This is a genomic window from Brevundimonas sp. (genome assembly GCF_016742135.1).
Classification (GTDB): Bacteria; Pseudomonadota; Alphaproteobacteria; order Caulobacterales; family Caulobacteraceae; genus Brevundimonas.
Genome location: NZ_JACVCG010000002.1, coordinates 16,244 through 38,557, shown reverse-complemented (window position 1 = coordinate 38,557; position 22,314 = coordinate 16,244). Strand labels below are relative to the sequence as shown.

Genomic DNA, 22,314 nt, shown 5'->3' with positions numbered 1-22,314 from the left:
GCCCGAGCGTTTGCAGGGTCAGCGCCGCCCGGTCAACTCACGCCGCGGCGGCGCTCGCCTCCGCCCACTCTTCGCGCCAAGGGCGGTTGGCCTGGGTGAACAGTTTGTCGAACATCTCGGCGGCGTTCAGGGGCTTGGCGATGCAGTCGTCCATGCCGACGGCGAAATAGAGCTCCAGCTGCTCGGCAAGCGTATTGGCGGTCAGGGCGATGATCGGCGTCGCGGCGACCTCGGTGCCGAGCGCGCGGATGCGGCGGGTGGCCTCGACGCCGTCCATGACCGGCATCTGGATGTCCATCAGGATCACGTCCCAGCCACCGCGCCGGGCCGCCTCGACACCCTCGGCGCCGTCATCGGCGGTCTCACAGATCACACCCTGGGCGGTGAGCAGGGTCGAGACCAGCACCCGGTTGCTCTCATTGTCGTCGACATAGAGGACCACCATGGCCCGGCCCTCGCCTTCGTCGGCCTCTTCATCGGCGACCGGCACAGCCGCGTCCGACGCCGCAACCGACGACTTCGACCGCATCAGGGCGTCCATATCGATCGAACCGCCCCAGTCATCGCGCTGCGACAGGTCGATCATTCGCTCGACCACGGTGTGGAGGGCCTCACCTGCGGCCGTGATCCGCGCCAGATGCGCCGCCTGATCCGGGGTCAACCCGGCCCGGTCCAGCACATCGGCAAAGCCCATGACCGCGTTCAGCGGGGTGCGCAGTTCGTGGGACATGTCGCTGAGGAATCGCTGACGCGCCTCGGCCATGGCGACCTTCTGCTCGGCGGCGGCGCGCGCAGCCTCGGCCTCCACGCGGTCGGTCACATCGTGCTCGTTCAGCAGCACGCCGACGGCGCCCGTGACCGGATCCTGCACCGGTCGGCAGTCGATGTGGTGCCAGCGCGGTCCCTTCAGCGTGACCATCCGGTGGACCTCGGCGATCGTGCGCTCATCCAGAGCGGCGTCCAGAACCGCCTGTCCGGCACGCCGGTCCTCGAACCGGTCGACCAGGCCCCTGCCCTCGCCATAGGCCGAGAAGGCCCCCGGGTTGGCAAACAGGGCTGCCCCCGCCGCATCAAACAGGCCGATCGGGCCAGCAGAATGGCGCAGCGCCTCGACCGCCCGGCGTTCCTCGACCCCGACATCGGCTTCGGTCGCCTCGAACAGCAGCACTTCGCGGCCATCGTCCAGCGCGACCGTCGAAATCAGCGCCTGCACCGTCAGCGGCTCGCCGTTGGGATAGAAGGTCCAGCGTTCCTCGACCTGTTCGCCGCCTCCGGTGACGGCTTTCAGCCGGTCTGTCCGGGCCCGCACAGCCGGGGACAGTTTCGAGAAATCCCGCGACAGCAACTCGTCCAGATCGGTGGCACCCCACAGGGCCAGCGCCGTCCGGTTGGCATAGACGCCAAAACACCTATCCGGGTCGAACAACCACACGGCTCGTCGCAAGCTGTCCCAGGCGGTCAGCGGGGCCCCATCGGCCAGTCGCAGAAGTGCAAGCGTCATGGGGACTTACTGCCCGAAACGCCTGAAGTAACGCTTAAGGTGGCGCCATCGACGACTTGACCCCAAAGCACCGCCATGACCAAAACCGCCCCCGTCATGAAGACCGCCGATTTCGACTTTCACCTGCCCGAAGATCACATCGCGCTGCGACCGGCCGAGCCGCGCGATTCCGCCCGGCTGCTGGTGGTCCGTGATGGCGGTCTGGAGGATCGGATCGTCCGCGATCTGCCCGACTTTCTGCGCCCCGGCGACGCCCTGGTGTTCAACGACACGCGCGTCATCCCGGCCCGCATGCCCGGCAGTCGGCACCGCAGGGGCGAAGAGGGCCAGTGGCTGAGCGTGCCGGTCGAGGCGACCCTGCACCACCGCGACGCCCCGGATGTCTGGTCGGCTTTCATGAAGCCCGGCAAGCGCATCAGGCCCGGGGACCGCATCATTTTGGGCACGCAATGGGACTTTGCCCTGACCGTGGAAGGACTGGAGGCCACGGTGGTGGCCAAGGGCGAGGACGGCCTCGTCACCCTGAAATTCGACCTGTCCGGCCCCGATCTGGATGACGCTATCCGCGAGATCGGCGTCATGCCCCTGCCCCCCTATATCGCCGCCAAAAGGGCCGAGGACGACCGCGACCGGACCGATTACCAGACCGTCTATGCCGCGCATGACGGCTCGGTCGCCGCCCCGACGGCGGGCCTGCACTTCACGCCGGGACTGATGGACACCATCCGGGCAAAGGGCGTCAGCACCCATGCCGTGACCCTGCACGTCGGTGCGGGCACCTTCCTGCCGGTCAAGGTCGACGATCTGGCCGAGCACCGCATGCACAGCGAATGGGGCACGGTGTCCGAAGAGACCGCCGAGGCCCTGAACCGCGTACGCGCTACAGGGGGGCGCATCGTCTGCGTCGGCACGACCTCCCTGCGCCTGCTGGAGTCGGCCACCGGCGAGGATGGCGTGATCGGACCCTTCCACGGCGACACGGCCATCTTTATCACGCCCGGCTACCGCTTCCGGGCCGTCGATGTGCTAATGACCAATTTCCACCTGCCGAAATCGACCCTGTTCATGCTGGTCTCGGCCTTCGCCGGCCCCGACACCATGAAGGCCGCCTACGCCCATGCGATCGAGCGCGGCTACCGCTTCTACTCCTACGGCGACGGCAGCCTGCTGTTCAGGGGGTGAGTTCGGTGTCTCCTCCCCATCCCTGATGGGGAGGGGGACCGCATAGCGGTGGAGGGATTCTTGGCTGCATCCCCGCCATCAAGAGCCCCTCCGTCTCGGCGGCTATCGCCCCCTATCCACCTCCCCAACTTCGTCAGGGAGGAGACAGGTCTTGCGATAGCCGCCGCCTGAATGCCCAATCCTTTCAACACCCCTGCCCTACCTGGCACCGATCTTCCCGACCGGGTCTGCGCTTCTTCCATACTGTCGGGTTGCCATAACGGCGCCGGAGGCCCGCTTGATTTCAAGCCATTCAGACCATTCAGACGGTTCAGACGGTTCAGACGGTATTTTTCGCCGTATGAATTCCGCACGATCTCCAATTTCAGACTATTCAGACCATTCAGACGGTGTTTTCGCGATCAAGCCGGCCCCTCGGCTGATGGAACCAGCCCTTCACTGCTCCGCTTCCCTGTCATGACCGACCCCCGCCGCATCGCTACCCTCTACCGCATGGTCATGCCCGGCCATGTCTGTCCCTATGGCCTCAAGTCGCTCTGGCTGCTGCGGCAGAAAGGCTTCACGGTTGATGACCGGCACCTGACCACGCGGGAGGAGACGGACGCCTTCAAGGCCGAGCATGGCGTGAAGACCACGCCCCAGACCTTCATCGACGGCCAGCGGATCGGCGGCTGGGACGACTTGCGCCGCCATTTCGGCTGGCGGGTCTCCGGGCCCGGCAGCACCAGCTACATCCCCGTCCTGGCCGTGTTCGCCGTGGCGGCCCTGATCGCCCTGGCCATCGATTTCCTGACCACCGGCGGGATCAGCGGGCGCGTCCTGCCCAACTTCATCGCCACGGCCATGTGCTTGCTGGCCATGCTCAAGCTGCAGGATGTCGAGAGCTTCTCGTCCATGTTCCTCAACTACGACCTGCTGGCGCGCCGCTGGGTGCCCTATGGCTACATCTACCCCTTCGCCGAACTGCTGGCGGGGGTGCTGATGCTGGCGGGGATCCTGACCTGGCTGTCGGTGCCGGTCGCCCTGTTCATCGGCGGCATCGGGGCTGCCTCGGTCTTCAAGGCCGTCTACATCGACAGGCGCGAGCTGAAGTGCGCCTGCGTGGGCGGCGGCTCGAACGTGCCGCTGGGCTTTGTATCGCTGACGGAAAACCTCATGATGGTCGGCATGGCCGTCTGGATGGCCGCCATGGCCCTTTAGGGTCCAGGCCCCTAGAGGCCCAGCGCCCGGAACCAGGCGTCGATTTCCAGGGCCTCGGCGCGGATGGCGGCGGTGCGCTCGGCGGCCTCGGCGTCAATGCCCCACTGGCTTTCCTGGAAGGCCTCGTCCAGTCGGCTGAGATCGTGAGCGGCCTCGGCGGACAGCGCCCCTTTCAGCACCGCCAGGGCCAGCACCGCCGAGCCGTACAGGGGCACCAGCGAGGCCAGACCGGTCAGGGCAAAGTCGTCCAGTTCCAGCGCCAGGGCTTTCACCCGGGCCAGGGCCTCGGGCGACTGGGGCCGGTGGACGATGCCCGCGCCGGGCTCCAGCCGGATGCCGTGTTCGGCGGCCCAGGCGCGCCAGCGGCCCCATTCCGCCTCCTGCTTCGCACGCAGGCTGGCGGGCGCCTCGGCCGGGTAGCAGATCAGGTCACTGCCTGCGTATGCCGCGATCTCGTCGGCCACGGCCTCGCGCGCGCCGCTGACGGCGTCCAGCGCCGTCGAGGCCAGACGGGTGGCGGGCATGGTCGCGGGCTCGATCACCTCGGTCTGGCGATCCCATTCGGCCGCCACGCGCCGGGCAGTCTCGGCGGTCGGCAGCACCAGCGGGCGACCGGCGGGCGTTTTGGGCGTGCGCCCGTCCAGCTGCACGGCATGGCCTCCGTCGACCTCGGCCACACCGGCGGCCTTCCAGAAGCGCTTCGGCCGGTCGCCGGGCTCGCGAAAGCCCTTGGCGGCGGCGACATTGGGGTCCAGCGGCGGGATATGGCTCATGTCGTCTCCCTCAGGCGGGCGGCAAATGTCTCAAGCTGGCGGGCCAGATCGTCGAGGGTCGCAGCCACGTGATGGGCCCCGGCCTCGACTTGCTCGCTCTCCGTGTGAAAGCCCCAGCTGACACCCTGGGCCCACACTCCGGCGGCGCGGGCCATGCGCATGTCATGGCCGGTGTCGCCGATCATGACGGTCTGCTCCGGCCGGGCCTTACACGCGGTGATCGCCGCGTTCAGCATGGCCGGATGCGGCTTGCCCGGCCCGTCCTCGGCGCAGTGGCTGGACAGGAACAGGTCGGCCCAGCCCGCGCGGGCCAGATTGCGCGCCACCCCGCGCCGCGACTGACCGGTGGCCAGCGACAGCCGCCAGCCGCGCCGCTTCAGATCGGCCAGCAGGTCCATGGCCCCGGGATAGAGCGGCTCCTCGAACCCCGGCTCGGCATGCATGGCGACGAAGGCGGCCTTGTAATGGTCGGTATACCGATCGACCTCCTCCGGCCCCAGACCGGGTGCCAGCCGCGCCATGGCCTCGGTCAGCGACAGGCCCACTCCGCCCCGCACCACCTCATAATCCGGCTCGGACAACCCCATGGCTCGCGCCGCCGTCCGGGTCGCGCTCAGGATCGTCGCCCGACTGTCCACCAGGGTGCCGTCGATGTCGAACACTGCCAGCATCTAGCGCCGCACGCCCGCGAACGGGTCGTGATCGGACTCGTCCTCGACGAAGCCGAAATTCTCGAAACCGGCCTTCATCTCGGGGCTAAGCGGGGCTTCGACAATCAACTTGCCCCCGCCCGGGTGATCCAGCTCGATCCGCCGGGCATGCAGTTGCAGCTTCAGCGACCCCGACAGGGCCGCCGAGGTCTCGTCGCCGTACTTCGGATCGCCCAGGATCGGGTGCCCGATCGCCTTCATATGGGCCCGCAGCTGGTGCGTCCGGCCCGTGAACGGGCGCAGCGCCATCCACGCCACCTTCTGCCCGGCCCGCGACACCGTGGCAAAGGCGGTCTCTGCCGTTTCGGCCCCATGCTCCTTGATGTCGGCGGGGCGCATCATTTCGAAGTCATTGATGCCGGTCTTCTTCAGCGCCAGTTCGATCCGCCCGGACGCCGGCTTGGGCGTGCCCGCGACCAGCGCCCAGTAGGTCTTCTTGGCCTGCCGTCGGGCAAAGGCCCCCGCCAGCCGCTTGGCCGCCTCCGGCCCCTTGCCCAGCAGCAGCACACCGGTGGTGTCGCGGTCCAGCCGGTGAACCAGACGGGGACGCTCCAGCCCATCGCCCCAGGCCGACAGCAGGCCATCGATATGGCGCGAGGTCTTGGTGCCGCCCTGGACCGCCAGACCGTGGGGCTTGTTCAGCACGATGACCAGCTCATCCTCGAAGATCACCAGTGACCGGGCATAGGCGGCGTCGCGCGGGTTCAGGGCCTTGCGCTCGCCGGGCACCTTTTCCTTCTGCTCCGGGATCGGGGGCACGCGGATCATCGAGCCGGCGGCCAGCCGGTCTTCCGGCCGGGCGCGCGAACCATCCACCCGGATCTGGCCCGATCGCGCCAGCTTCTGGACCTGGATGTGCGAGACATGCGGCCAGCGCCTGCGGATCCAGCGATCCAGCCGGATGCCGTCTTCCTCGGCGGCGACGGGCAGTGTCTTGACTTCGCGGCTCACAACGCGCCTCCCGCCATCCGGCGCATGATCCATAGCCCCACGAACAGGGCCACAACGGCCACGATCACCGAAGCCAGGGCATACGCCATCGCCAGGCCCATCTGTCGACGTTCGATCATCAGGGCGATCTCGAGCGAAAAGGCCGAAAAGGTCGTGAACCCGCCCAGCAGGCCGACCCCGATCAGCAGACGCCAGGTATCGGCGTTGGCGGCACCCCGATGCGCCAGCCAGCCGACCAGCAGACCCATGGCGAGGCCACCCAGGCCATTGACGGCAAAGGTCCCCCACGGCCAGGCTGCGCCGGGCAGCAGACGTCCGAGGCCCAGCCCGACCCCGTAGCGCAGGGCCGCGCCGACCCCTCCGCCAGCCGCAACGATCAGAAAACGTGTCATGGGGCGGGCTTATACGCCTGTTCGAGGCAAAACGAAGGGCGGCACCGACCCGAAACACCTGACGCAATCTTCACTTGCCGAAACGGGCCGCGCGCGGTGATGGTTAACACGACGACGCCGGTTCGTGCGTCGGGAGAACGCCGGTGGCCGGATGGCGTGATCTGCGATACTGACCGGTCAGAGAAGCTGGGCTGTTTTCGATCATGACCGACCATACGCCACCACCGCCCCCGGGATCCGAGCCCGCGCCGATGACCGGGCCCGAGCCGGTGGCGGCTGCGCCGGCCCCGAATGCGCCGCCGCCCGGGGCCGCCGACCTCGAGGACCGCGAGGTCCCGGCCGGCCGACCACCCCGGCGCGACGCACACATGCGCACCGCCGACGGCATTCTGAAGCCCATCCAGGACAGCAGCTATTTCTCGCACGACCCCGATGAGGTGGCCATGGTGTCGGCCCACATCGACGAATACTACAATCAGGCGCTCGACATTTTTCCTTTCTGGGAAAAGGACGGAAAACCAGATCGTTTCCACGTGCTCTTTACGCGGCAGATCAATGAGCGCTTCCCGGCGGATTTGCCTCTGCGCAGCCACATCCACGACTATGGCCGCCGGGTATTCGCGGCACTGATGGTCCATGTGGGGGTCAAGCGCCTGACCCAGGCACTGGCATTGATCGGCCTGATGGTGCTGGCCACGGTCGGCCCGACCTGGCTGGCGGAATGGACCGGCTCGCGCCCTATCGGGCTGGGCCTCGCGGCGGGGGGCATGCTGGCCACGCTGGGGGTCTTCTGGGCGCTGCAGGCCATTCTGTTCATCCAGTACCGGTTCCGGCTGGAAAACGACTCCTACGAGCTCTCGCGCGAGATCGTGCAGCAGACGCGTGAGTTGCAGAACCTGTTCACCACCGCCCGCGCCATGGCGGACCAGGCCGAGACCCAGTACCAGATGGACGGCAAGGGCTGGGGCCAGCGCGCCCTCTATCTGACCCGCCTGACCATGTGGATCGGCGCGCGGATGGAATATCTGGAAAAGTACGTCCAGATGGAGCTGTGGCGCGTCCGGCGTGAGCGGTACTGGACGCGCTGGGTGTCGCGCATCGCCACGCCGCTGATCCTGATCATCTGGCTGGTGGCCTTTGCCTATGAGCGCCCGCCGATCGATGAAATGGCCTTCCGCGGACTTCAGGCCCTCGCGGTCGTGATCGGCATCATCATCAGCTGGCTGTCCTATTTCCGCTGGCAGACGCCGGTCGCGGCCATTCAGGACAAGCTGGGGGCCGACAGCTGGGTGCGCTATGCCTCGCTCGACGTCGACAATGCCGTGGCGGATCAGGTGCGTCGCGACAAGGAACGTCTGGTCGAATACCGGGCCCTGACGCGGGGACGCTAGGTTTTAGCGCCAGCCCAGCGCCCGGGTGACGTCGCGGGCGTCATAGGCGTACGGGCTGTCGGGTTTGGTCCCCCGGCCCATCACGACCTCGAGCGTGGTCGAGGTAGCCCCCGGTCCGGTCAGATTGAGGCCAAGACCGACGCCGACCCCTGACGTGGAATATCCGCCGTAACGGGCGGACCCCGCGCCGATCGAGACGCTGGGGCGCACCCCGCCGCGCGGATCGGGACGGCCGTCGGTCCACCGCTGGGTCACCTCGAACCAGTCATAGCCCCGGTCGAGGGTCAGCTCGGCCGCGCGCAGCAGGGCATAGTCGGCCACTGGCCCGGGATCTCCGACGCCGTTGTAGGTCACGCGATAGCGGTTCGACTCGATCGGAGCCTCGCTATAGCCCTGCCCGCCCTGCCCCATCTGCGGGCCATAGGGGGCCAGGCTGGCGCACGCGCCGAGGGTCAGGACTGCGGCCGCGATCAGGGCCAGTCCGGACGGTCTGGCCAGCATTCTCGTCTTCATGGCAAATCTCCGCTTTGTCAGGAAAAAGCGCCCGCCCCGCCGGAACGTTCCGGCAAGGCCAGCCCGGCCGCCGCCATCAGGGCCCTGAAGTCGTCCGGCAGGGGCGCCTCAACCTCGCGCACGCCCCCCTCGGGATGCGGAAAACGCAGGCGGGCCGCATGCAGCATCAGCCGCTCGGCTTTCCGGCCTGCGAGCGTCAGGGCACCCCCGTACCGGACATCTCCGACCAGCGGACTGCCCAGGTCGGCCATATGCACCCGCAGCTGATGCATCCGGCCCGTATGCGGCTCCAACTCGACCAAGGCACCCTGATCACTGCGCGCCAGCACCCGATAGCGGCTCTCGGACGGCTGGGCACCGGGCGTCTCGTCGGACACGGCCCGCATATAGCTTTCGCGGCCGATCTCCTGCCGCAACAGGGCCCGGCGGATCACGCCCTGATCCTGCGGCGGCGGCGTCTCGACCAGCGCCAGATAGGTCTTGGTCAGCTTGCGGGTCTGGATGGCCTTGCCCAGAAAGCCCGCCGCCGGCTTGGTCTTCGCCGCCAGAATGACGCCCGAGGTGTCGCGGTCCAGCCGGTGCACCAGATGCGGCCGCTTGCCGTTCGAGCGCGCGAAGGCCCACAGCAGATCATCCAGCGTATTCGCCTTGATCCGCCCGCCCTGGCTGGACAGGCCCGCAGGCTTGTTCAGCACCAGCACATGGGCGTCCTCGAACACCACCGACGCGCGCACGGCGGCGGTCTCGGCATCGGACAGGGTGACGGGCGGCTGGAAACTCACAGCCCGGCTTAGGCCATTCCGGCCGGCCCGTCAGCATCGGATCAGCGCAGGACGCCCTTCCGGGCCATCATGCGGCTGTACATCACGAAACCAATGGCAAGGAAGGTGACAACCGCCGTCTGGATTAACTCGGCCGTGGTGTAGACCTCCATGCCGTCGAATATGGTCAGGCTGGCGATGAGGCTGACCAGCATCGCGAGCAGCGAGGCCAGAAAGGCGTACATCGCCCATTTCATCCGCATCAACAGCAGCACGGCTCCCAGAACACCGCCCCAGACGCGGATGGCCCATAAGGCATTCATCCAGGCCGGCATGCTCGCCTGCCAGTCTATGGCTGCCTGGGTCGAACCCATGCTCCGCAGGAATTCCGCTCCCTGCATCTGGGTCATCACATACAGATAACCCCCGAAACCATTCCACAGCAGCGCCAGCGCGCCCACCGCCCAGAGATGCCAGGGCGTTCTTACCGTCATCGCGTTCATGTCTTTCCCCTCCCAAGGTTGACGTTGGGAAGGTTACGCCGAATTTCGAAAACGGCAACGCTTCTCGGGGCGATGCTATCCGCCGCTCAGCTGCGCGCGAAGGGCGGCCCAGCGGTCGAGGCGCTCCTTGATCTTCGCCTCATGGCCTTCGCCCTTTGGCGTGTAGAAGACGCGGCGGTCCATTTCGTCCGGGAAGTAGTTGGCACCGGAGAAGCCCTCGGGCGTGTCGGGGTCGTACTGATAGCCCTTGCCATAGCCCAGCGACTTCATCAGCTTCGTCGGCGCGTTGCGGATATGGGCGGGGGGCATCAGGCTGCCGGTCTCGCGTGCGGCCTTGGCTGCGGCCTTATAGGCCTCATAGACGCCGACTGACTTGGGCGCGGTCGCCAGATGGACCACCGCCTGGGCCAGCGCCAGTTCCCCCTCGGGGCTGCCGAGGAAGTCATAGGTATCCTTGGCCGCATTGGCGACCAGCAGTGACAGGGGGTCAGCCTCGCCGATGTCCTCGACCGCCATGCGGACGATGCGCCGCGCGAGATAGAGCGGGTCCTCGCCCCCGTTCAGCATGCGCGCCAGCCAGTAGAGGGCCGCGTCAGGGTCGGAACCACGAACCGATTTATGTAGTGCAGATATAAGGTTATAGTGCTCTTCTCGACTCTTGTCGTAAGCGGGGGCGCGCTTCTGGAGGGTGCCTGCCAGCCCCTGCACGTCCAGCGGTGCTTCGCCGGACAGGCCGAACAGCACCTCGGACATGGTCAGCAGATAGCGGCCGTCGCCGTCGGCCAGCGCCAGCAGGGCGTGGCGCGCTTCCGGCGTCAGGGGCAGGGTCTTGCCTTCCTGCGCCTCGGCGCGCGTCAACAGTTGATCCAGCGCCTCATCGTCCAGCCGCTTCAGCACAAACACCTGTGAGCGGGACAGGAGCGCACCGTTCAGTTCAAACGACGGGTTCTCGGTCGTAGCCCCGACGAGGGTCACAATCCCCTCCTCCACAAAGGGAAGAAATCCGTCCTGCTGGGCGCGGTTGAAGCGATGGATTTCATCGACGAACAGCAGGGTCGACTGGCCGGCGGCGCGGCGCATCCGGGCGGCCTCGAACGCCTTCTTCAGATCGGCCACGCCGGAAAAGACGGCCGAGATCTGCTGATACTCATAGCCCGCCGCCCGGGCCAGCAGGCGGGCGATGGTGGTCTTGCCGGTGCCCGGCGGCCCCCACAGGATCATCGAGCCCAGCCGTCCGCCCTCGACCATGCGGCGGATCGGCCCGCCCTCGCCCAGCAGGTGATCCTGCCCCACCACTTGGTCCAGTGCGGTCGGCCGCAGGCGGTCGGCCAGCGGCGCGTCAGGCGGGTGGATACCCGAGGCTTCGAAAAGATCGCTCATGCGCTTATGTAGGAGCAGCCTCGCCCGCGACAAAGGACAACTTATGGCCGATACCGCCCCGCCGACCTCCATTGGACTGATCCCGTATCTGACCATTCCCTCGCGGGGTGGACAGGCGGCCGTGGAATTCTATCGCGCGGCCTTTGGCGCCGAGGAGCTGTTCCGCAATCTGGCCGATGACGGTGAGCGCCTGATGCACAGCCGGCTGACGATCAACGGCAGCGTCATCATGCTGTCCGACGAGTTTCCGGAATACGGCCAGACGCCGGACATCAAGCCCGAGGGCATCGCGCTTCACCTGCAGGTCGATGACGCCGACGAATGGTGGAACCGCGCCATCGTCGCCGGAGGCATTCCAGTGATGCCTTTGGCCGACCAATTCTGGGGCGACCGCTATGGTCGGCTGATGGACCCGTTCGGCCATACATGGTCGATCGGAGCTCCGATCAGGCGCTGAGCCCCGATCAGCGCATGGTGCCGTTCAGCCGCTGACCACGCCGCAAGATCTCGACGCGACTGCCGCGCTGAAGCCCCGACAGGGCATTCGCGGTGGTGACGCCTCGGTCGTTGACCGCGAGAACGATGTCAGAGTTGCGGAATCCCTGGGCGAAGGCCATCGAATTGCGGGGGGCCTGGGTCACGATCACACCCGTCGCGAACGGGTCCCCCAGCAGGCGGTCGGCGATGGCGGGGTTAAGCGCCAGCACCTGGGCCCCGGCCATGGCGCCCTCGCGGATGACCACAGCGGCCTCGAGGTTGATCTCGCCCGGCAGGGGCTGGACACGCGCGTTCACGCGTTGCTCGCGCCCGTCACGCAGCAGGGTGACCGCCACGGTGTCGCCCGGGGCCCGGGTGCCGATGCGAAAGTTCAACCCGCCCTGATCGTTGATCTCATTATTGCCGACGGCGACGATCACATCGCCCTGTCGGATGCCCGCGCGGGCGGCCGGTCCGTTGGCGAACAGATCGGTGACCTTGAGCCCGCGCGGCCGGTCCAGGCCCATACGCGTGGCCTCCTCGGCCGTCAGGGGTTCACCCTTAACCCCCAGCCACGGACGAACGACCGTGGTTTCCCCGTCCAGAGCGGCATCGACGACACGCTGGACCATGGTGGCGGGCACTGCAAAGCCCACGCCCGAGGACGACCCCGAGCGCGAAAAGATCGCCGTATTGATGCCGATCAGGTCGCCGTCCATGTCGACCAAGGCGCCCCCGGAATTGCCAGGATTGATGGCTGCATCGGTCTGGATGAAGGAGCCGGAATCCGAAATGCCGGTCTCGGTCCGGTTCAGCGCCGAGATAATGCCGTTCGTCACGGTCTGGCCGACGCCGAAGGGATTGCCGATGGCCAGCACCAGATCGCCGATCTGCTGATCCTCGCCCACATCGATCCGCAGCACCGGCAGAGGCTCCTCGACCCCTTGCAACTGCAGGACGGCGATGTCGGAGCGCTCATCGGCCAGCAGGACCTTGGCGGTAAACTGGCGGCGGTCATTCAGGCCGACGACGATTTCATTCATGCCCTGGATGACGTGGGTGTTGGTCACTACCACACCGTCGGCCCGCACGATCACCCCGGACCCGACCGAGCCGGTCGGTTGTTGACGGAACTGGCCCCAGAAGGGATCGCGATAGGTCTGGACCCCGCGCGCCGAAATATTGACCACGGCCGGTGCCGCGGAGCGCACCACAGGGGCAAAGCTGGCCTTGACCTCGGCCGCATCGCGAGGGACCGCACGCTCGGCGGCGGGCTCGAACACACTGTCCTGGGCGCGGGTCTCATCCGGCGAGCCGCAAGCGGTCAAGGCAAGGGCCAGGGCGGATACAGCAAGAGACGGGAACTTCATCGGCAATCCACTGAAATCGTCAGACGGGCTGGATCGATAGTGCACCGCCGCAATGGGACGGCATCAAGGCATGACCGAACCATGGAGAATCCTTAATCTGCAACCGGCGGTTTCCGGCTTGCGGCAAGGCGCTCCGCCGGTCCACCCTCCCGGCATGAACGCAGTCATCGAAACCCGCAATCTTACCAAGACCTATAGCACGGTCAGAGCCCTGGATGGTCTCAGCCTGACCATTCCCAAGGGCGGCGTCTATGGCGTGCTGGGACCGAACGGGGCCGGCAAGTCCACCCTGTTCCGGATCCTGCTGGGCCTGATCGCACCCACGGAGGGTGAGGCCACCGTCATGGGCGGGGCCATCCGCGACCCCCGGGCCATGCGGCGGATGGGCTCGATGATCGAGACGCCGCGCTATCCGCCGTACATGAGCGCGCGCCAGGTGCTGACCTGGCTGTCACTGGCCCATGGGTTGACGTCCGACACGACGCGCACCGATCGCTGGCTGGAGCGGGTCGGCCTGACCGAGGCCGCAGACCGCCGGGTCCGCGGCTTTTCGGTCGGCATGCTGCAACGGCTCGGCGTCGCCGCCGCCCTGATCACTGAGCCGGAATTGATCATTCTGGATGAGCCGACCAGCGGCATGGATCCGCCCGGTATTCAGGAAATGCGCGCCCTGATCCGCAGTCTGGCGCATGACGACGGCCTGACGGTCGTGCTGGCCAGCCACCAGTTGCTGGAGGTGCAGCGCGTCTGCGACCGCGTCGCCATTCTCAACAAGGGCAGGCTGGTCCGCGAGGGCACGGTGTCCGAGCTGACCACCACGGGCGAGCGCCTGCGCCTGTCGGTCTCGCCGCTGGACAAGGCCACCACCCTTCTGGGCGATCGCGGCACGGTGGACGGCGCCGCCCTTCTCGCCAATGTGGCCCGCACCGAAGGCCCGGCCCTGATCCGCGCCCTGGTCGAACAGGGCATCGACATCGACGAGGCGCGCTGGGTCGGCACCGACCTTGAGAGCGTCTTTTTCACCGAGACGGGTTCCATCCAGACGCCGGAGCATGACCATGTGGGCTGATGCCATCCGCGCGGAAGCCTTCCGCCTCTCCAAAAGCCGCACGACCTGGTTCTGGAGCGTTTTCTTCGCACCGATCCTGATGCTCATCATGGGCGCCATCAGCAGCTTCGTGATCGACGCCAATGCCACCAAGCTGGCCGCCGACCCCGAGGCTCCGCCCGAACTGACCCAGATGATGGCCACCACCCCGCTGGATCTGGGCCAGGCCATGGTCACCAACGCGGGCAACCTGTCCAACGCACTGGTGCTGTTGTTCATCCTGATCGGGGCGGCCACCGTCTATGCCGGTGACTATCGCTGGGAGACCTGGCGCCTGATCAGCGCGCGCAACACGCGGCCGAACCTGCTGCTGGGAAAGCTGGCCGTCGTCACCGGCCTGTCTCTGGTCGCCATGCTGGCCATGCTGATCTCGGGCACCCTCAGCGACCTGATCCAGGCCGCCGTCTTCGACCGGGGGCTGACCTTCACCATGGACGCGGGGGATGTAGGCCAGTTCTTCCTGCTGGCAGGGCTGTCGCTGCTGCGGATCCTGCAGTTTACCATGGTCGGTCTGCTGGCGGCCGTCATGACCCGCTCGCTGCTGGTGGCCCTGTTCGTGCCGCTGGTTCTGGGGATCGCCCAGTTCTTCCTGCCGATGCAGGTGTTGCCGCCGATGGGCTTCATGCCCGACAGCTGGCTGTCGATCCTGATCAATCCGGGCGGTGCGCTGGACTCGATCAAGAACCTCGTGCGCGGAGGCGAGGCCGCCGCGGCCGTGGCCGACCATGTACCTGTGAGGGCGTGGATCAGCATCGCCCTCTGGACCCTCCTGCCCGCCGCCGGTGCCATCGCCTGGTTCAACCGCCAGGATCTGTCGAAGGAGTAGACCGTGAGGTCGAGGGTTTCGGTCGCCGCCCTGCTCGCCCTCGCCTGCGCGGTGCCGGGTCTCGCCCGGGCACAGGAGACGCCCGAGACCCCGGTCGAGGACATCGTGGTCCTCGGCACGCCCTTGCGTGAGCAGGTCGAAACCTTTGCCGATACCGTGGTCGCTCCACCGCACGGGCGTGGGCCGGCCCGCTGGAGTGCGCGGTCCGGCATCTGCGTCGGCGTGGTCAATCTGCAGCGCGATGCGGCCCAGGCCATGGTCGACCGGGTGTCAGAGGTGGCGCTGGAGCTCGGCCTGCCCATCGGTGAGCCGGGCTGCAGTCCCAATGTGCTGATCATTGCTACCGACGATGCGCCCACTCTCACCGCAGCCCTTGTCGAGCGCAGCCCCAATGCGTTTCGCCCGCCCTATGCCGGGTCCTCCCGCTCCCGACTGCAGCTGCGGCGCTTCATAGAGACGGACCGACCGGTGCGCTGGTGGCATATCAGCATGCCGGTCCATAGTGAGACAGGACGGATAGCGGTCAGCCTGCCCGGTTACCCTCCTGCGCGCGTCAGGGCTTTGAGCAGCCGCTTGACGACCCTGATCCAGAACGACCTGATGCGCGCCTATGTGATCATCGACATCGACCAGATTGAGGGCGTCAGCTTTCAGCAACTGGCCGACTATGTCGCCATGGTCGCCTTTGCCCAGGTCGACCCCGACGCTGACCTCAGCGGTTTTTCGACCATTCTCAATGTCTTCGACAACCCGAATATCGCCTACGGTCTCACAGACTGGGACCAGTCTTACCTGGGCTCTCTCTACGGGGCCGAGTTGAACCAGCGGAATCCCAATGCCCAGTCCGGGGCCGTAGCTGCCCTGATGTTCCGCGAGCGCAGGCGCGCCGAAGATGACAGCGAAGTCAAATTGGACGAAGCTGAGGGTGAGTGATCAACCTTTGGGGTAACAGTCATGCGCCTCTCATGCACCGGCATCGCTGTCGCCCTTCTTGCCGGTCTGGTCTCCTCGTTTGCCCACGCGCAGGAGACACCCGAGACCACGGTCGAGGATATCGTGGTGCTGGGCATGCCTCTGCGCGAACAGGTCGAGACCTTCGTCGACGTCGTCACGGCCCCTGCAACCGGCTGGGGCCCGGCCCGCTGGGATGAACGATGGGGTATCTGCGTGGGTGTGGTCAATCTGCGCGGCGATGTCGCCCAGGCCATGGCAGACCGGATCTCCGAGGTCGCGTTGGGTCTCAATCTGACCGTTGGTGAGCCAGGGTGCAGCCCGAACGTCCTGATCATCGCGACCGACGATGCCCCCACCCTGGCGAGAGCGATGGTCGAACGCAGTCCCAACGCATTCCGACCCCGCTATTCCGGCGCGGCACGGCCGGCGTCCCAGCTGGAAATCTTCCAGACCCGCGACAGCCCCGTGCGCTGGTGGCACGTCAGTATGCCAGTCACCCGGGACACCGGTCGCCCCGCCGTTGCCCTGCCGGGCATGGACCCGCCAATGATCAACAGCTGGGGGAGCCGCCTGACGACGCCGATCACCAGCCGGCTGCTGCGCGCCTATGTGATCATCGACGTCGATCAGGCCGAGGGGCTCAGCTTCAGGCAGCTGGCCGACTTCGTCGCCATGGTCACCTTCGCCCAGGTCGATCCGGATGCCGAGATCTCGGGCTTTCCGACCATCCTCAATGTTATTGACAACCCGAACATCGCCTTTGGACTGACCGACTGGGATCAGGACTATCTTGAGGCGCTCTATGGCTCCGAGATGAACCAGCGCCACCCCAATCAGCAGACTGGTGCCGTGGCCTCCCTGATGTTCCGCGAACGCCGTCAGGCCCAGCGAGACGCGGACACCGACACCCTCGAAGCTGAATAGACAAAGGGCGGTGGATCACTCCACCGCCCTTCAAATCCATCCGCCGCTGAGGGCGCCCTAGTCTTCGGCGTCGTCGTCGCTGCTGAACACGGGGCCCGAGTCCTGGCCCTTGGCCGACGTGTCGCGATCCACGAACTCGATGACGGCCATGGCGGCATTGTCGCCGTGACGGAATCCAGCCTTCATGATGCGGATGTAGCCACCGTTGCGGTCGGCATAGCGCGGTCCGATGGTCTCGAACAGCTTGCCGACCTGGGGCACGTCACGCACCTGGCTGATGGCCTGACGACGGGCGTGCAGGTCGCCCTTCTTGGCCAGGGTCACCAGCTTCTCGACGAAGGGGCGAAGCTCCTTGGCCTTGGGCAGGGTCGTGGTGATCTGCTCGTGCTTGATCAGCGAGGCCGCCATGTTGGCGAACATGGCCTGGCGGTGACTGGTCGTGCGACCGAGCTTGCGATAGGCGGCGCCGTGGCGCATCGGGGTCTCTCCTACTCAGTCCCGGTTCCCGCACATTTCCGTGGCGGGCCTGGGCCTTTTCCTTCTAACCGCTCCGTCAGCCGTCTGGCCGGGGGCGGAGGGGTTGAACTCAGATCTGGTCGTCGAACTTCTTGGCCAGGTCTTCGATGTTTTCCGGCGGCCAGTTGGGCACATCCATGCCCAGGCTGAGGCCCATGGTCGCCAGCACTTCCTTGATCTCGTTCAGCGACTTGCGACCGAAGTTCGGGGTACGAAGCATTTCGCCCTCGGTCTTCTGGATCAGGTCACCGATGTAGACGATGTTGTCGTTCTTCAGACAGTTGGCCGAGCGGACCGACAGTTCCAGTTCGTCGACCTTCTTAAGCAGGGCCGGGTTGAACGGCAGCTCGGGCTTGCCGTCCGACTGTTCGACCACGGCCTTCGGCTCGTCGAAGGTGATGAAGATCTGCAGCTGGTCCTGAAGAATGCGCGAGGCATAGGCCACGGCATCGACCGGCGAGACCGCGCCGTTGGTCTCCACTTCCATGATCAGCTTGTCATAGTCCAGCGACTGGCCCTGACGGGTCGGCTCGACGCGGTAGGCGACGCGCTTGACCGGCGAATAAAGGGCGTCGACGGCGATCAGGCCGATCGGCGCGTCTTCCGGACGGTTGGCTTCCGAAGCGACATAGCCCTTGCCGTTCTGGACGGTCAGTTCCATGCGCACCGAGGCGCCGTCATCCAGGGTGCACAGCACGTGGTCGGGGTTCAGAACCTCGATATCGTGGGGCACCTCGATCTGACCGGCGGTCACCGGACCGGGGCCGGTCGCCTTCAGCATCATGCGCTTCGGACCTTCCGAGTGCATGCGCAGCGCCAGTTGCTTGATGTTCAGCACGATGTCGACCACGTCCTCGCGCACGCCTTCCAGCGACGAGAACTCGTGAACCACACCGTCAATCTGGATGGCGGTCACCGCAGCGCCTTGCAGCGACGACAGCAGCACGCGGCGCAGGGCATTGCCGAGCGTCACACCGAAACCGCGCTCGAGAGGTTCGGCCACCAGGCGCGCCTTGCGCAGCGGGTCGGTGCCGGTCTCGATTTGCGGTTTCTCGGGACGGATCAGCTCTTGCCAGTTTCTTTCGATCATAGGGTCCCTCGAACGGGTTTCGTCGATCTGGAAGATCCGCGACTGCGAACCACCCGACCAACGGGAAAAGAATGCTTCAGCGGGCCTTAGACGCGGCGGCGCTTGGGCGGACGGCAACCGTTGTGCGGCATCGGCGTGACGTCACGGATGGTCGTGATGGTCATCCCGACGGCCTGCAGGGCGCGCAGGGCCGATTCACGGCCGGAACCCGGGCCCGAGACGTTCACTTCAAGCGTCTTCACGCCATGCTCTGCGGCCTTCTTGCCGGCGTCCTCAGCGGCCATCTGCGCCGCATACGGGGTCGACTTGCGCGAGCCCTTGAACCCCATGTGACCGGCCGAGGACCAGGAAATCGCATTCCCCTGGGCGTCGGTGATGGTGATCATGGTGTTGTTGAAGCTGGCATTCACATGCGCCACGCCCGAGGTGATGTTCTTGCGCTCGCGGCGTTTGACGCGACCCGTGTCCTTGGCCATCGATCAGCTCTTTCTCTTACTTCTTCTTGCCGGCGATCGGCTTGGCCGGACCCTTGCGGGTGCGGGCATTGGTGTGGGTGCGCTGGCCGCGGACCGGCAGGCCCTTGCGGTGACGCAGGCCGCGATAGCAGGCCAGGTCCATCAGGCGCTTGATGTTCATCGAGGTTTCGCGGCGCAGGTCGCCCTCGACCGTGTGGTCGGCGTCGATCGTCTCGCGGATCTGCAGGACCTCGGCGTCGGTCAGGTCATTGACCCGGCGCGCGGCCTCGATGCCCACCTTCTCGGTGATTTCACGGGCGGCGGCGGGGCCGATGCCATGAATGTACTGAAGCGCGATGACAACGCGCTTGTTGGTCGGAATGTTGACGCCAGCGATACGGGCCACGAATATCTCCAATAACGCGTTTCCAGACGCAGAAACCGCTCCGGTCAACAGACCAGGAGCGTGTCGCGCCCTTCGCGGAAGCGGGCCTTATACAGGGGATTCAGCTTGCGTCAATGGTTGGCGGACCGATGGGCGTCAACGGGGACGCCCAAAGTCAATTCCTACCACGATGCGGCGGCCCGGCTGGGGCCTGCCGCCTTCAGACGGCGGTCGGAACCGGAAATATTGTGACACGACCAGGCCCGCCTGGCCAAATCCCAGCCCCGGAGGGGACTCGCTGACCACCTGACAGGCCTCCAGCCGCTCATCCAGACGGATAATGCAGGATAATTCAACACGCCCGTAGCGGCTCCGGGCATTGGCGGGATGGTGCGCGCGGATCTGGTCGAGGGTCGGCCCGACGACAAGACGCGCCGGGGTGCTGCCGCTGCCCGGACCGAAACCCTCGCCCGTGCCGGTTCCCGTGCCTGTCCCCTGCCCGCCCAGCCCTTGCCCGGGCGTAGGGGTCGGAAGCGGCGCAATACCCACCTGAGGGGTGGGCTCCGGTGCCGGCTCAGGCGGGGCGACCAACTCGCGCTCCAACTCGGGCGGCGGCTCGGGCGGCTGATGGATTACGGATGGACTGGCCGGAGCCCCTCCCCCGGTCGCGGCGGCCGGCTCGGTCGGCGGAGGCGGCGGCGGAGGGGGCGGCTCGGGCGCATAGAGGAAGACGTCGACGATTCTCAGCGGTGCTGCGGGCGGGGCCGGTGTCGAACGACTAAGGGCAAGCAGGATCAGGCCGTGCAGGACCAGGACCACAGCCATGGCTCCGCCCCAGCGCGAGACCCGGCGCTGTCTGGCGGTCAGAGAAGAAAAGGACAGGCCCATCGGCCCAGCTTAACGCCCGAAACCCGCTTCGGTCGCCTGTCGCGATCAGCCGTCGGCCAGAACCGCGTCGATAGCCCCGGCAACGACATCGATCGACGCCATACCGTCGATCTCGACCAGCTTGCCCTGCCCCTCATAGTAGGGAAGCAGCGGGGCGGTCTGGCGATTGTAGGCCTCCAGCCGCACGCGGAAGCTGTCCGGATTGTCGTCCGGACGCCCCTGTTCGGCATAGCGCTGGGCGATACGGGCCTTGAGCGCCTCGTCATCGACCTTCAGGCGCACCACCCGGTCGATGGTCGAACCGCGACGGGTCAGCATGGCATCCAGGGCCTCTGCCTGGGCCACGGTGCGGGGAAAGCCGTCGAAAATGGCGCCGCCCGCAGCTTCGGCCTCATCCAGCCGCGCCTCGATCAGAGCCACCACGATCTCGTCCGTGACCAGTTCGCCACGTTCCATGATCCCCTTGACCGTCTGGCCGAGCTCGGAGCCGGAGGCGATTGCGGCGCGCAGCATGTCGCCGGTCGACAGCTGCACCATGCCCCGCGTCTCGACCAGCCGCTTGGCCTGCGTGCCCTTGCCCGCCGCCGGCGGTCCGAACAGGATCAGGTTCATGCGTTTCCCCCTGGCCTAGCGGCGCGCGGGCGCCGGCATGCCACCCCGTCCACCGCCACCGCGTCCACGCAGCTTGGCCTTCTTGATCAGCCCCTCATACTGATGCGCCAGCAGGTGCGACTGAATCTGCGCCACCGTATCCATGGTCACGGACACCACGATCAGGATCGAGGTACCGCCGAACAGCAGCCCGCCCAGCGAACTGGCCAGGAACTCCGGCAGCAGACAGACAGCGGTGATGTAGGCCGCGCCGATCACCGTCAGGCGGGTCAGCACATAGTCCAGATATTCCGCCGTGCGCTTGCCCGGACGGATACCCGGCAGGAATCCGCCGTACTTGCGCAGGTTATCGGCCGTGTCCTCGGGGTTGAAGGTGATCGAGGTGTAGAAGAAGCAGAAGAAGATGATCAGGAAGGCGTACAGCGCCATGAACAACGGCTGGCCGTGCGACATCTGGGCGGTGACGAACGGCAGCCACCCCATCCACGAGGGCAGATCCGCATTGGCCGTCATCTGGGCCACGGTCGCCGGCAGCAGCAGCAGGGACGACGCGAAGATCGGCGGAATGACGCCCGCGGCATTGACCTTGAGCGGCAGGAAGCTGCGCTCGCCACCGGCCATGCGGTTGCCTTCCTGACGCTTCGGATACTGGATCAGCAAGCGCCGCTGGGCACGCTCCATGAAGACGATGAAGACGACGGTGGCGATCGCGAGTGCGCCGAGGAACAGCAGCAGGAAGGCCGACATCTGACCTTGCTGGGCCAGGCCCAGCAGGCGCGCGACGCTGGACGGCAGGACCGCGACAATACCGGCGAAGATGATCAGCGAGATGCCGTTGCCGACACCGCGCGCCGTCACCTGCTCACCCAGCCACATCAGGAACATGGTGCCGCCGGTCAGGCTGACGACGGTCGAGACGATGAAGAAGATGCCGGGCGCATCGACCAGATTGGCCTGGCCGTTCAGGCCGATGGCAATGCCGAACGACTGCATCAGTGCCAGCAGCACGGTCAGATAGCGGGTGTACTGGTTCAGCTGTTTGCGGCCGGCCTCGCCGCCTTCCTTCTTCAGCTTTTCCCAGGGCGGATAGACCGCCCCCATCAGCTGCACGATGATCGACGCCGAGATGTACGGCATGACGTTCAGGGCAAACACCGCCATCCGCTCGACCGCCCCGCCCGAGAACATGTTGAACATGTCCAGGATGCCGCGCTGGCCATCGGGGTTCTGGAAGAACTGCAGGAAGGCCTCGGAATTGATTCCGGGGATCGGCACGAACGTCCCGATCCGGTAGACCAGCAGCGCGCCCAGCGTGAAGAGCAGACGCTTGTGCAGCTCGGTCGCTTTCGCGAACGAGCCGATGTTCATATTGGCAGCAAGTTGTTCGGCGGCCGAAGCCATAGCGGTTTACCCCGACGTTTCAGTCCATGACCGGCCGCGCGCGACCGGATG

The 22,314-nt window shown here is 66.5% G+C and carries 25 protein-coding genes; 8 read left to right on the top strand and 17 right to left on the bottom strand.

Features of this window, described 5'->3' with window-relative positions:
* Window positions 1-37: 37 nt before the first annotated feature.
* The gene (locus IBJ06_RS03705; protein WP_292157387.1) at window positions 38-1,501 is read right to left on the bottom strand and encodes a response regulator; all 1,464 of its coding nucleotides are present in this window, start codon (window positions 1,499-1,501) and stop codon (window positions 38-40) included.
* Window positions 1,502-1,597: 96 nt separating this feature from the next.
* Between IBJ06_RS03705 and queA the strand changes: the two genes are divergently transcribed.
* Both queA and IBJ06_RS03695 read left to right on the top strand, forming a co-directional pair.
* Window positions 1,598-2,683, top strand: coding sequence for a tRNA preQ1(34) S-adenosylmethionine ribosyltransferase-isomerase QueA (queA, locus tag IBJ06_RS03700; RefSeq protein ID WP_292158509.1), 1,086 nt, complete (start codon window positions 1,598-1,600; stop codon window positions 2,681-2,683).
* Between the two features lie 456 nt (window positions 2,684-3,139).
* Window positions 3,140-3,883 (top strand): glutaredoxin family protein, encoded by a 744-nt coding sequence (locus IBJ06_RS03695; RefSeq protein WP_292157385.1) that lies wholly within the window; start codon window positions 3,140-3,142, stop codon window positions 3,881-3,883.
* Window positions 3,884-3,894: 11 nt separating this feature from the next.
* Here IBJ06_RS03695 and IBJ06_RS03690 read toward each other — a convergent pair whose 3' ends face one another.
* The 4 genes from IBJ06_RS03690 to crcB are packed head-to-tail and all read right to left on the bottom strand — an operon-like array spanning window position 3,895 to window position 6,709.
* Window positions 3,895-4,656, bottom strand: coding sequence for an ATP12 family protein (locus IBJ06_RS03690; protein WP_292157383.1), 762 nt, complete (start codon window positions 4,654-4,656; stop codon window positions 3,895-3,897).
* Complete coding sequence (locus IBJ06_RS03685; RefSeq protein ID WP_292157380.1) at window positions 4,653-5,327, bottom strand: HAD-IA family hydrolase; 675 nt, start codon at window positions 5,325-5,327, stop codon at window positions 4,653-4,655. Before IBJ06_RS03685 ends, IBJ06_RS03690 begins: the two co-directional genes overlap by 4 nt.
* Window positions 5,328-6,350 (bottom strand): RluA family pseudouridine synthase, encoded by a 1,023-nt coding sequence (locus IBJ06_RS03680; protein ID WP_292157379.1) that lies wholly within the window; start codon window positions 6,348-6,350, stop codon window positions 5,328-5,330.
* Window positions 6,314-6,709, bottom strand: a complete 396-nt coding sequence (gene crcB, locus IBJ06_RS03675) for a fluoride efflux transporter CrcB (RefSeq protein ID WP_292157378.1) — start codon at window positions 6,707-6,709, stop codon at window positions 6,314-6,316. The genes IBJ06_RS03680 and crcB overlap by 37 nt, the downstream gene beginning before the upstream one ends.
* A gap of 251 nt (window positions 6,710-6,960) precedes the next feature.
* On the opposite strand from crcB, the gene IBJ06_RS03670 reads away from it, so the two are divergent.
* A complete protein-coding gene (locus IBJ06_RS03670; protein WP_292157376.1) occupies window positions 6,961-8,100 on the top strand; it encodes a hypothetical protein in 1,140 nt (379 codons plus the stop codon).
* A 3-nt stretch (window positions 8,101-8,103) separates the two neighbouring features.
* Here the strand turns inward: IBJ06_RS03670 and IBJ06_RS03665 are convergent, their stop codons facing one another.
* From IBJ06_RS03665 to IBJ06_RS03650, 4 genes are all read right to left on the bottom strand, one after another.
* A complete protein-coding gene (locus IBJ06_RS03665) occupies window positions 8,104-8,613 on the bottom strand; it encodes a hypothetical protein (RefSeq protein ID WP_292157374.1) in 510 nt (169 codons plus the stop codon).
* A 17-nt stretch (window positions 8,614-8,630) separates the two neighbouring features.
* Window positions 8,631-9,395, bottom strand: a complete 765-nt coding sequence (locus tag IBJ06_RS03660; RefSeq protein WP_292157373.1) for an RluA family pseudouridine synthase — start codon at window positions 9,393-9,395, stop codon at window positions 8,631-8,633.
* Window positions 9,396-9,436: 41 nt separating this feature from the next.
* On the bottom strand, window positions 9,437-9,877 hold the full coding sequence (locus tag IBJ06_RS03655) for a hypothetical protein (RefSeq protein ID WP_292157371.1): 441 nt from the start codon (window positions 9,875-9,877) through the stop codon (window positions 9,437-9,439).
* Between the two features lie 75 nt (window positions 9,878-9,952).
* A complete protein-coding gene (locus tag IBJ06_RS03650) occupies window positions 9,953-11,257 on the bottom strand; it encodes a replication-associated recombination protein A (RefSeq protein ID WP_292157369.1) in 1,305 nt (434 codons plus the stop codon).
* A 43-nt stretch (window positions 11,258-11,300) separates the two neighbouring features.
* Here IBJ06_RS03650 and IBJ06_RS03645 point away from each other — a divergent pair, with 43 nt between their 5' ends.
* Window positions 11,301-11,714: a VOC family protein gene (locus IBJ06_RS03645; protein WP_292157367.1), complete on the top strand. Its 414-nt coding sequence runs from the start codon at window positions 11,301-11,303 to the stop codon at window positions 11,712-11,714.
* Between the two features lie 7 nt (window positions 11,715-11,721).
* Here IBJ06_RS03645 and IBJ06_RS03640 read toward each other — a convergent pair whose 3' ends face one another.
* On the bottom strand, window positions 11,722-13,104 hold the full coding sequence (locus IBJ06_RS03640) for a trypsin-like peptidase domain-containing protein (protein ID WP_292157365.1): 1,383 nt from the start codon (window positions 13,102-13,104) through the stop codon (window positions 11,722-11,724).
* 154 nt (window positions 13,105-13,258) lie between these two features.
* Here IBJ06_RS03640 and IBJ06_RS03635 point away from each other — a divergent pair, with 154 nt between their 5' ends.
* From IBJ06_RS03635 to IBJ06_RS03620, 4 genes are read left to right on the top strand one after another with little or no spacing between them, the layout of a single operon-like run.
* Window positions 13,259-14,173, top strand: a complete 915-nt coding sequence (locus tag IBJ06_RS03635; RefSeq protein ID WP_292157364.1) for an ABC transporter ATP-binding protein — start codon at window positions 13,259-13,261, stop codon at window positions 14,171-14,173.
* Window positions 14,157-15,038: a hypothetical protein gene (locus tag IBJ06_RS03630; protein ID WP_292157362.1), complete on the top strand. Its 882-nt coding sequence runs from the start codon at window positions 14,157-14,159 to the stop codon at window positions 15,036-15,038. Before IBJ06_RS03635 ends, IBJ06_RS03630 begins: the two co-directional genes overlap by 17 nt.
* 3 nt (window positions 15,039-15,041) lie before the next feature.
* Complete coding sequence (locus tag IBJ06_RS03625) at window positions 15,042-15,971, top strand: hypothetical protein (protein WP_292157360.1); 930 nt, start codon at window positions 15,042-15,044, stop codon at window positions 15,969-15,971.
* A 21-nt stretch (window positions 15,972-15,992) separates the two neighbouring features.
* Window positions 15,993-16,916 (top strand): hypothetical protein, encoded by a 924-nt coding sequence (locus IBJ06_RS03620; RefSeq protein WP_292157359.1) that lies wholly within the window; start codon window positions 15,993-15,995, stop codon window positions 16,914-16,916.
* A gap of 57 nt (window positions 16,917-16,973) precedes the next feature.
* Here the strand turns inward: IBJ06_RS03620 and rplQ are convergent, their stop codons facing one another.
* The 7 genes from rplQ to secY all read right to left on the bottom strand — a co-directional run bounded on the left by rplQ (window position 16,974) and on the right by secY (window position 22,263).
* Entirely contained in the window at window positions 16,974-17,393 is a 420-nt protein-coding gene (rplQ, locus tag IBJ06_RS03615) for a 50S ribosomal protein L17 (RefSeq protein ID WP_292157358.1), read from the bottom strand.
* 109 nt (window positions 17,394-17,502) lie between these two features.
* Window positions 17,503-18,522, bottom strand: coding sequence for a DNA-directed RNA polymerase subunit alpha (locus IBJ06_RS03610; RefSeq protein ID WP_292157357.1), 1,020 nt, complete (start codon window positions 18,520-18,522; stop codon window positions 17,503-17,505).
* Between the two features lie 86 nt (window positions 18,523-18,608).
* A complete protein-coding gene (rpsK, locus tag IBJ06_RS03605; RefSeq protein WP_209120471.1) occupies window positions 18,609-18,998 on the bottom strand; it encodes a 30S ribosomal protein S11 in 390 nt (129 codons plus the stop codon).
* A 16-nt stretch (window positions 18,999-19,014) separates the two neighbouring features.
* Window positions 19,015-19,383: a 30S ribosomal protein S13 gene (gene rpsM, locus IBJ06_RS03600; RefSeq protein ID WP_123285870.1), complete on the bottom strand. Its 369-nt coding sequence runs from the start codon at window positions 19,381-19,383 to the stop codon at window positions 19,015-19,017.
* A gap of 135 nt (window positions 19,384-19,518) precedes the next feature.
* The gene (locus tag IBJ06_RS03595; RefSeq protein ID WP_292157355.1) at window positions 19,519-20,187 is read right to left on the bottom strand and encodes an energy transducer TonB; all 669 of its coding nucleotides are present in this window, start codon (window positions 20,185-20,187) and stop codon (window positions 19,519-19,521) included.
* Window positions 20,188-20,295: 108 nt separating this feature from the next.
* Window positions 20,296-20,862 carry an adenylate kinase gene (locus IBJ06_RS03590; protein WP_292157353.1) on the bottom strand — a complete coding sequence of 189 codons (567 nt, stop codon included), beginning with the start codon at window positions 20,860-20,862 and terminating at the stop codon, window positions 20,296-20,298.
* Between the two features lie 15 nt (window positions 20,863-20,877).
* Entirely contained in the window at window positions 20,878-22,263 is a 1,386-nt protein-coding gene (gene secY / locus IBJ06_RS03585; RefSeq protein ID WP_292157352.1) for a preprotein translocase subunit SecY, read from the bottom strand.
* Window positions 22,264-22,314 lie beyond the last annotated feature (51 nt).

Bases quoted from the DNA above. Each gene is read 5' to 3' on its own strand.
- IBJ06_RS03685 (WP_292157380.1), bottom strand. From the start codon at position 5,327: ATGCTGGCAGTGTTCGACATCGACGGCACCCTGGTGGACAGTCGGGCG.
- IBJ06_RS03690 (WP_292157383.1), bottom strand. From the start codon at position 4,656: ATGAGCCATATCCCGCCGCTGGACCCCAATGTCGCCGCCGCCAAGGGC.
- IBJ06_RS03645 (WP_292157367.1), top strand. From the start codon at position 11,301: ATGGCCGATACCGCCCCGCCGACCTCCATTGGACTGATCCCGTATCTG.
- IBJ06_RS03665 (WP_292157374.1), bottom strand. From the start codon at position 8,613: ATGAAGACGAGAATGCTGGCCAGACCGTCCGGACTGGCCCTGATCGCG.
- IBJ06_RS03670 (WP_292157376.1), top strand. From the start codon at position 6,961: ATGACCGGGCCCGAGCCGGTGGCGGCTGCGCCGGCCCCGAATGCGCCG.
- IBJ06_RS03630 (WP_292157362.1), top strand. From the start codon at position 14,157: ATGACCATGTGGGCTGATGCCATCCGCGCGGAAGCCTTCCGCCTCTCC.
- secY (WP_292157352.1), bottom strand. From the start codon at position 22,263: ATGGCTTCGGCCGCCGAACAACTTGCTGCCAATATGAACATCGGCTCG.
- IBJ06_RS03595 (WP_292157355.1), bottom strand. From the start codon at position 20,187: ATGGCTGTGGTCCTGGTCCTGCACGGCCTGATCCTGCTTGCCCTTAGT.
- IBJ06_RS03590 (WP_292157353.1), bottom strand. From the start codon at position 20,862: ATGAACCTGATCCTGTTCGGACCGCCGGCGGCGGGCAAGGGCACGCAG.
- IBJ06_RS03695 (WP_292157385.1), top strand. From the start codon at position 3,140: ATGACCGACCCCCGCCGCATCGCTACCCTCTACCGCATGGTCATGCCC.
- IBJ06_RS03635 (WP_292157364.1), top strand. From the start codon at position 13,259: ATGAACGCAGTCATCGAAACCCGCAATCTTACCAAGACCTATAGCACG.
- queA (WP_292158509.1), top strand. From the start codon at position 1,598: ATGAAGACCGCCGATTTCGACTTTCACCTGCCCGAAGATCACATCGCG.
- IBJ06_RS03650 (WP_292157369.1), bottom strand. From the start codon at position 11,257: ATGAGCGATCTTTTCGAAGCCTCGGGTATCCACCCGCCTGACGCGCCG.
- IBJ06_RS03705 (WP_292157387.1), bottom strand. From the start codon at position 1,501: ATGACGCTTGCACTTCTGCGACTGGCCGATGGGGCCCCGCTGACCGCC.
- rplQ (WP_292157358.1), bottom strand. From the start codon at position 17,393: ATGCGCCACGGCGCCGCCTATCGCAAGCTCGGTCGCACGACCAGTCAC.
- IBJ06_RS03620 (WP_292157359.1), top strand. From the start codon at position 15,993: ATGCGCCTCTCATGCACCGGCATCGCTGTCGCCCTTCTTGCCGGTCTG.
- crcB (WP_292157378.1), bottom strand. From the start codon at position 6,709: ATGACACGTTTTCTGATCGTTGCGGCTGGCGGAGGGGTCGGCGCGGCC.
- IBJ06_RS03655 (WP_292157371.1), bottom strand. From the start codon at position 9,877: ATGAACGCGATGACGGTAAGAACGCCCTGGCATCTCTGGGCGGTGGGC.
- IBJ06_RS03640 (WP_292157365.1), bottom strand. From the start codon at position 13,104: ATGAAGTTCCCGTCTCTTGCTGTATCCGCCCTGGCCCTTGCCTTGACC.
- rpsK (WP_209120471.1), bottom strand. From the start codon at position 18,998: ATGGCCAAGGACACGGGTCGCGTCAAACGCCGCGAGCGCAAGAACATC.
- IBJ06_RS03610 (WP_292157357.1), bottom strand. From the start codon at position 18,522: ATGATCGAAAGAAACTGGCAAGAGCTGATCCGTCCCGAGAAACCGCAA.
- IBJ06_RS03680 (WP_292157379.1), bottom strand. From the start codon at position 6,350: ATGGATCATGCGCCGGATGGCGGGAGGCGCGTTGTGAGCCGCGAAGTC.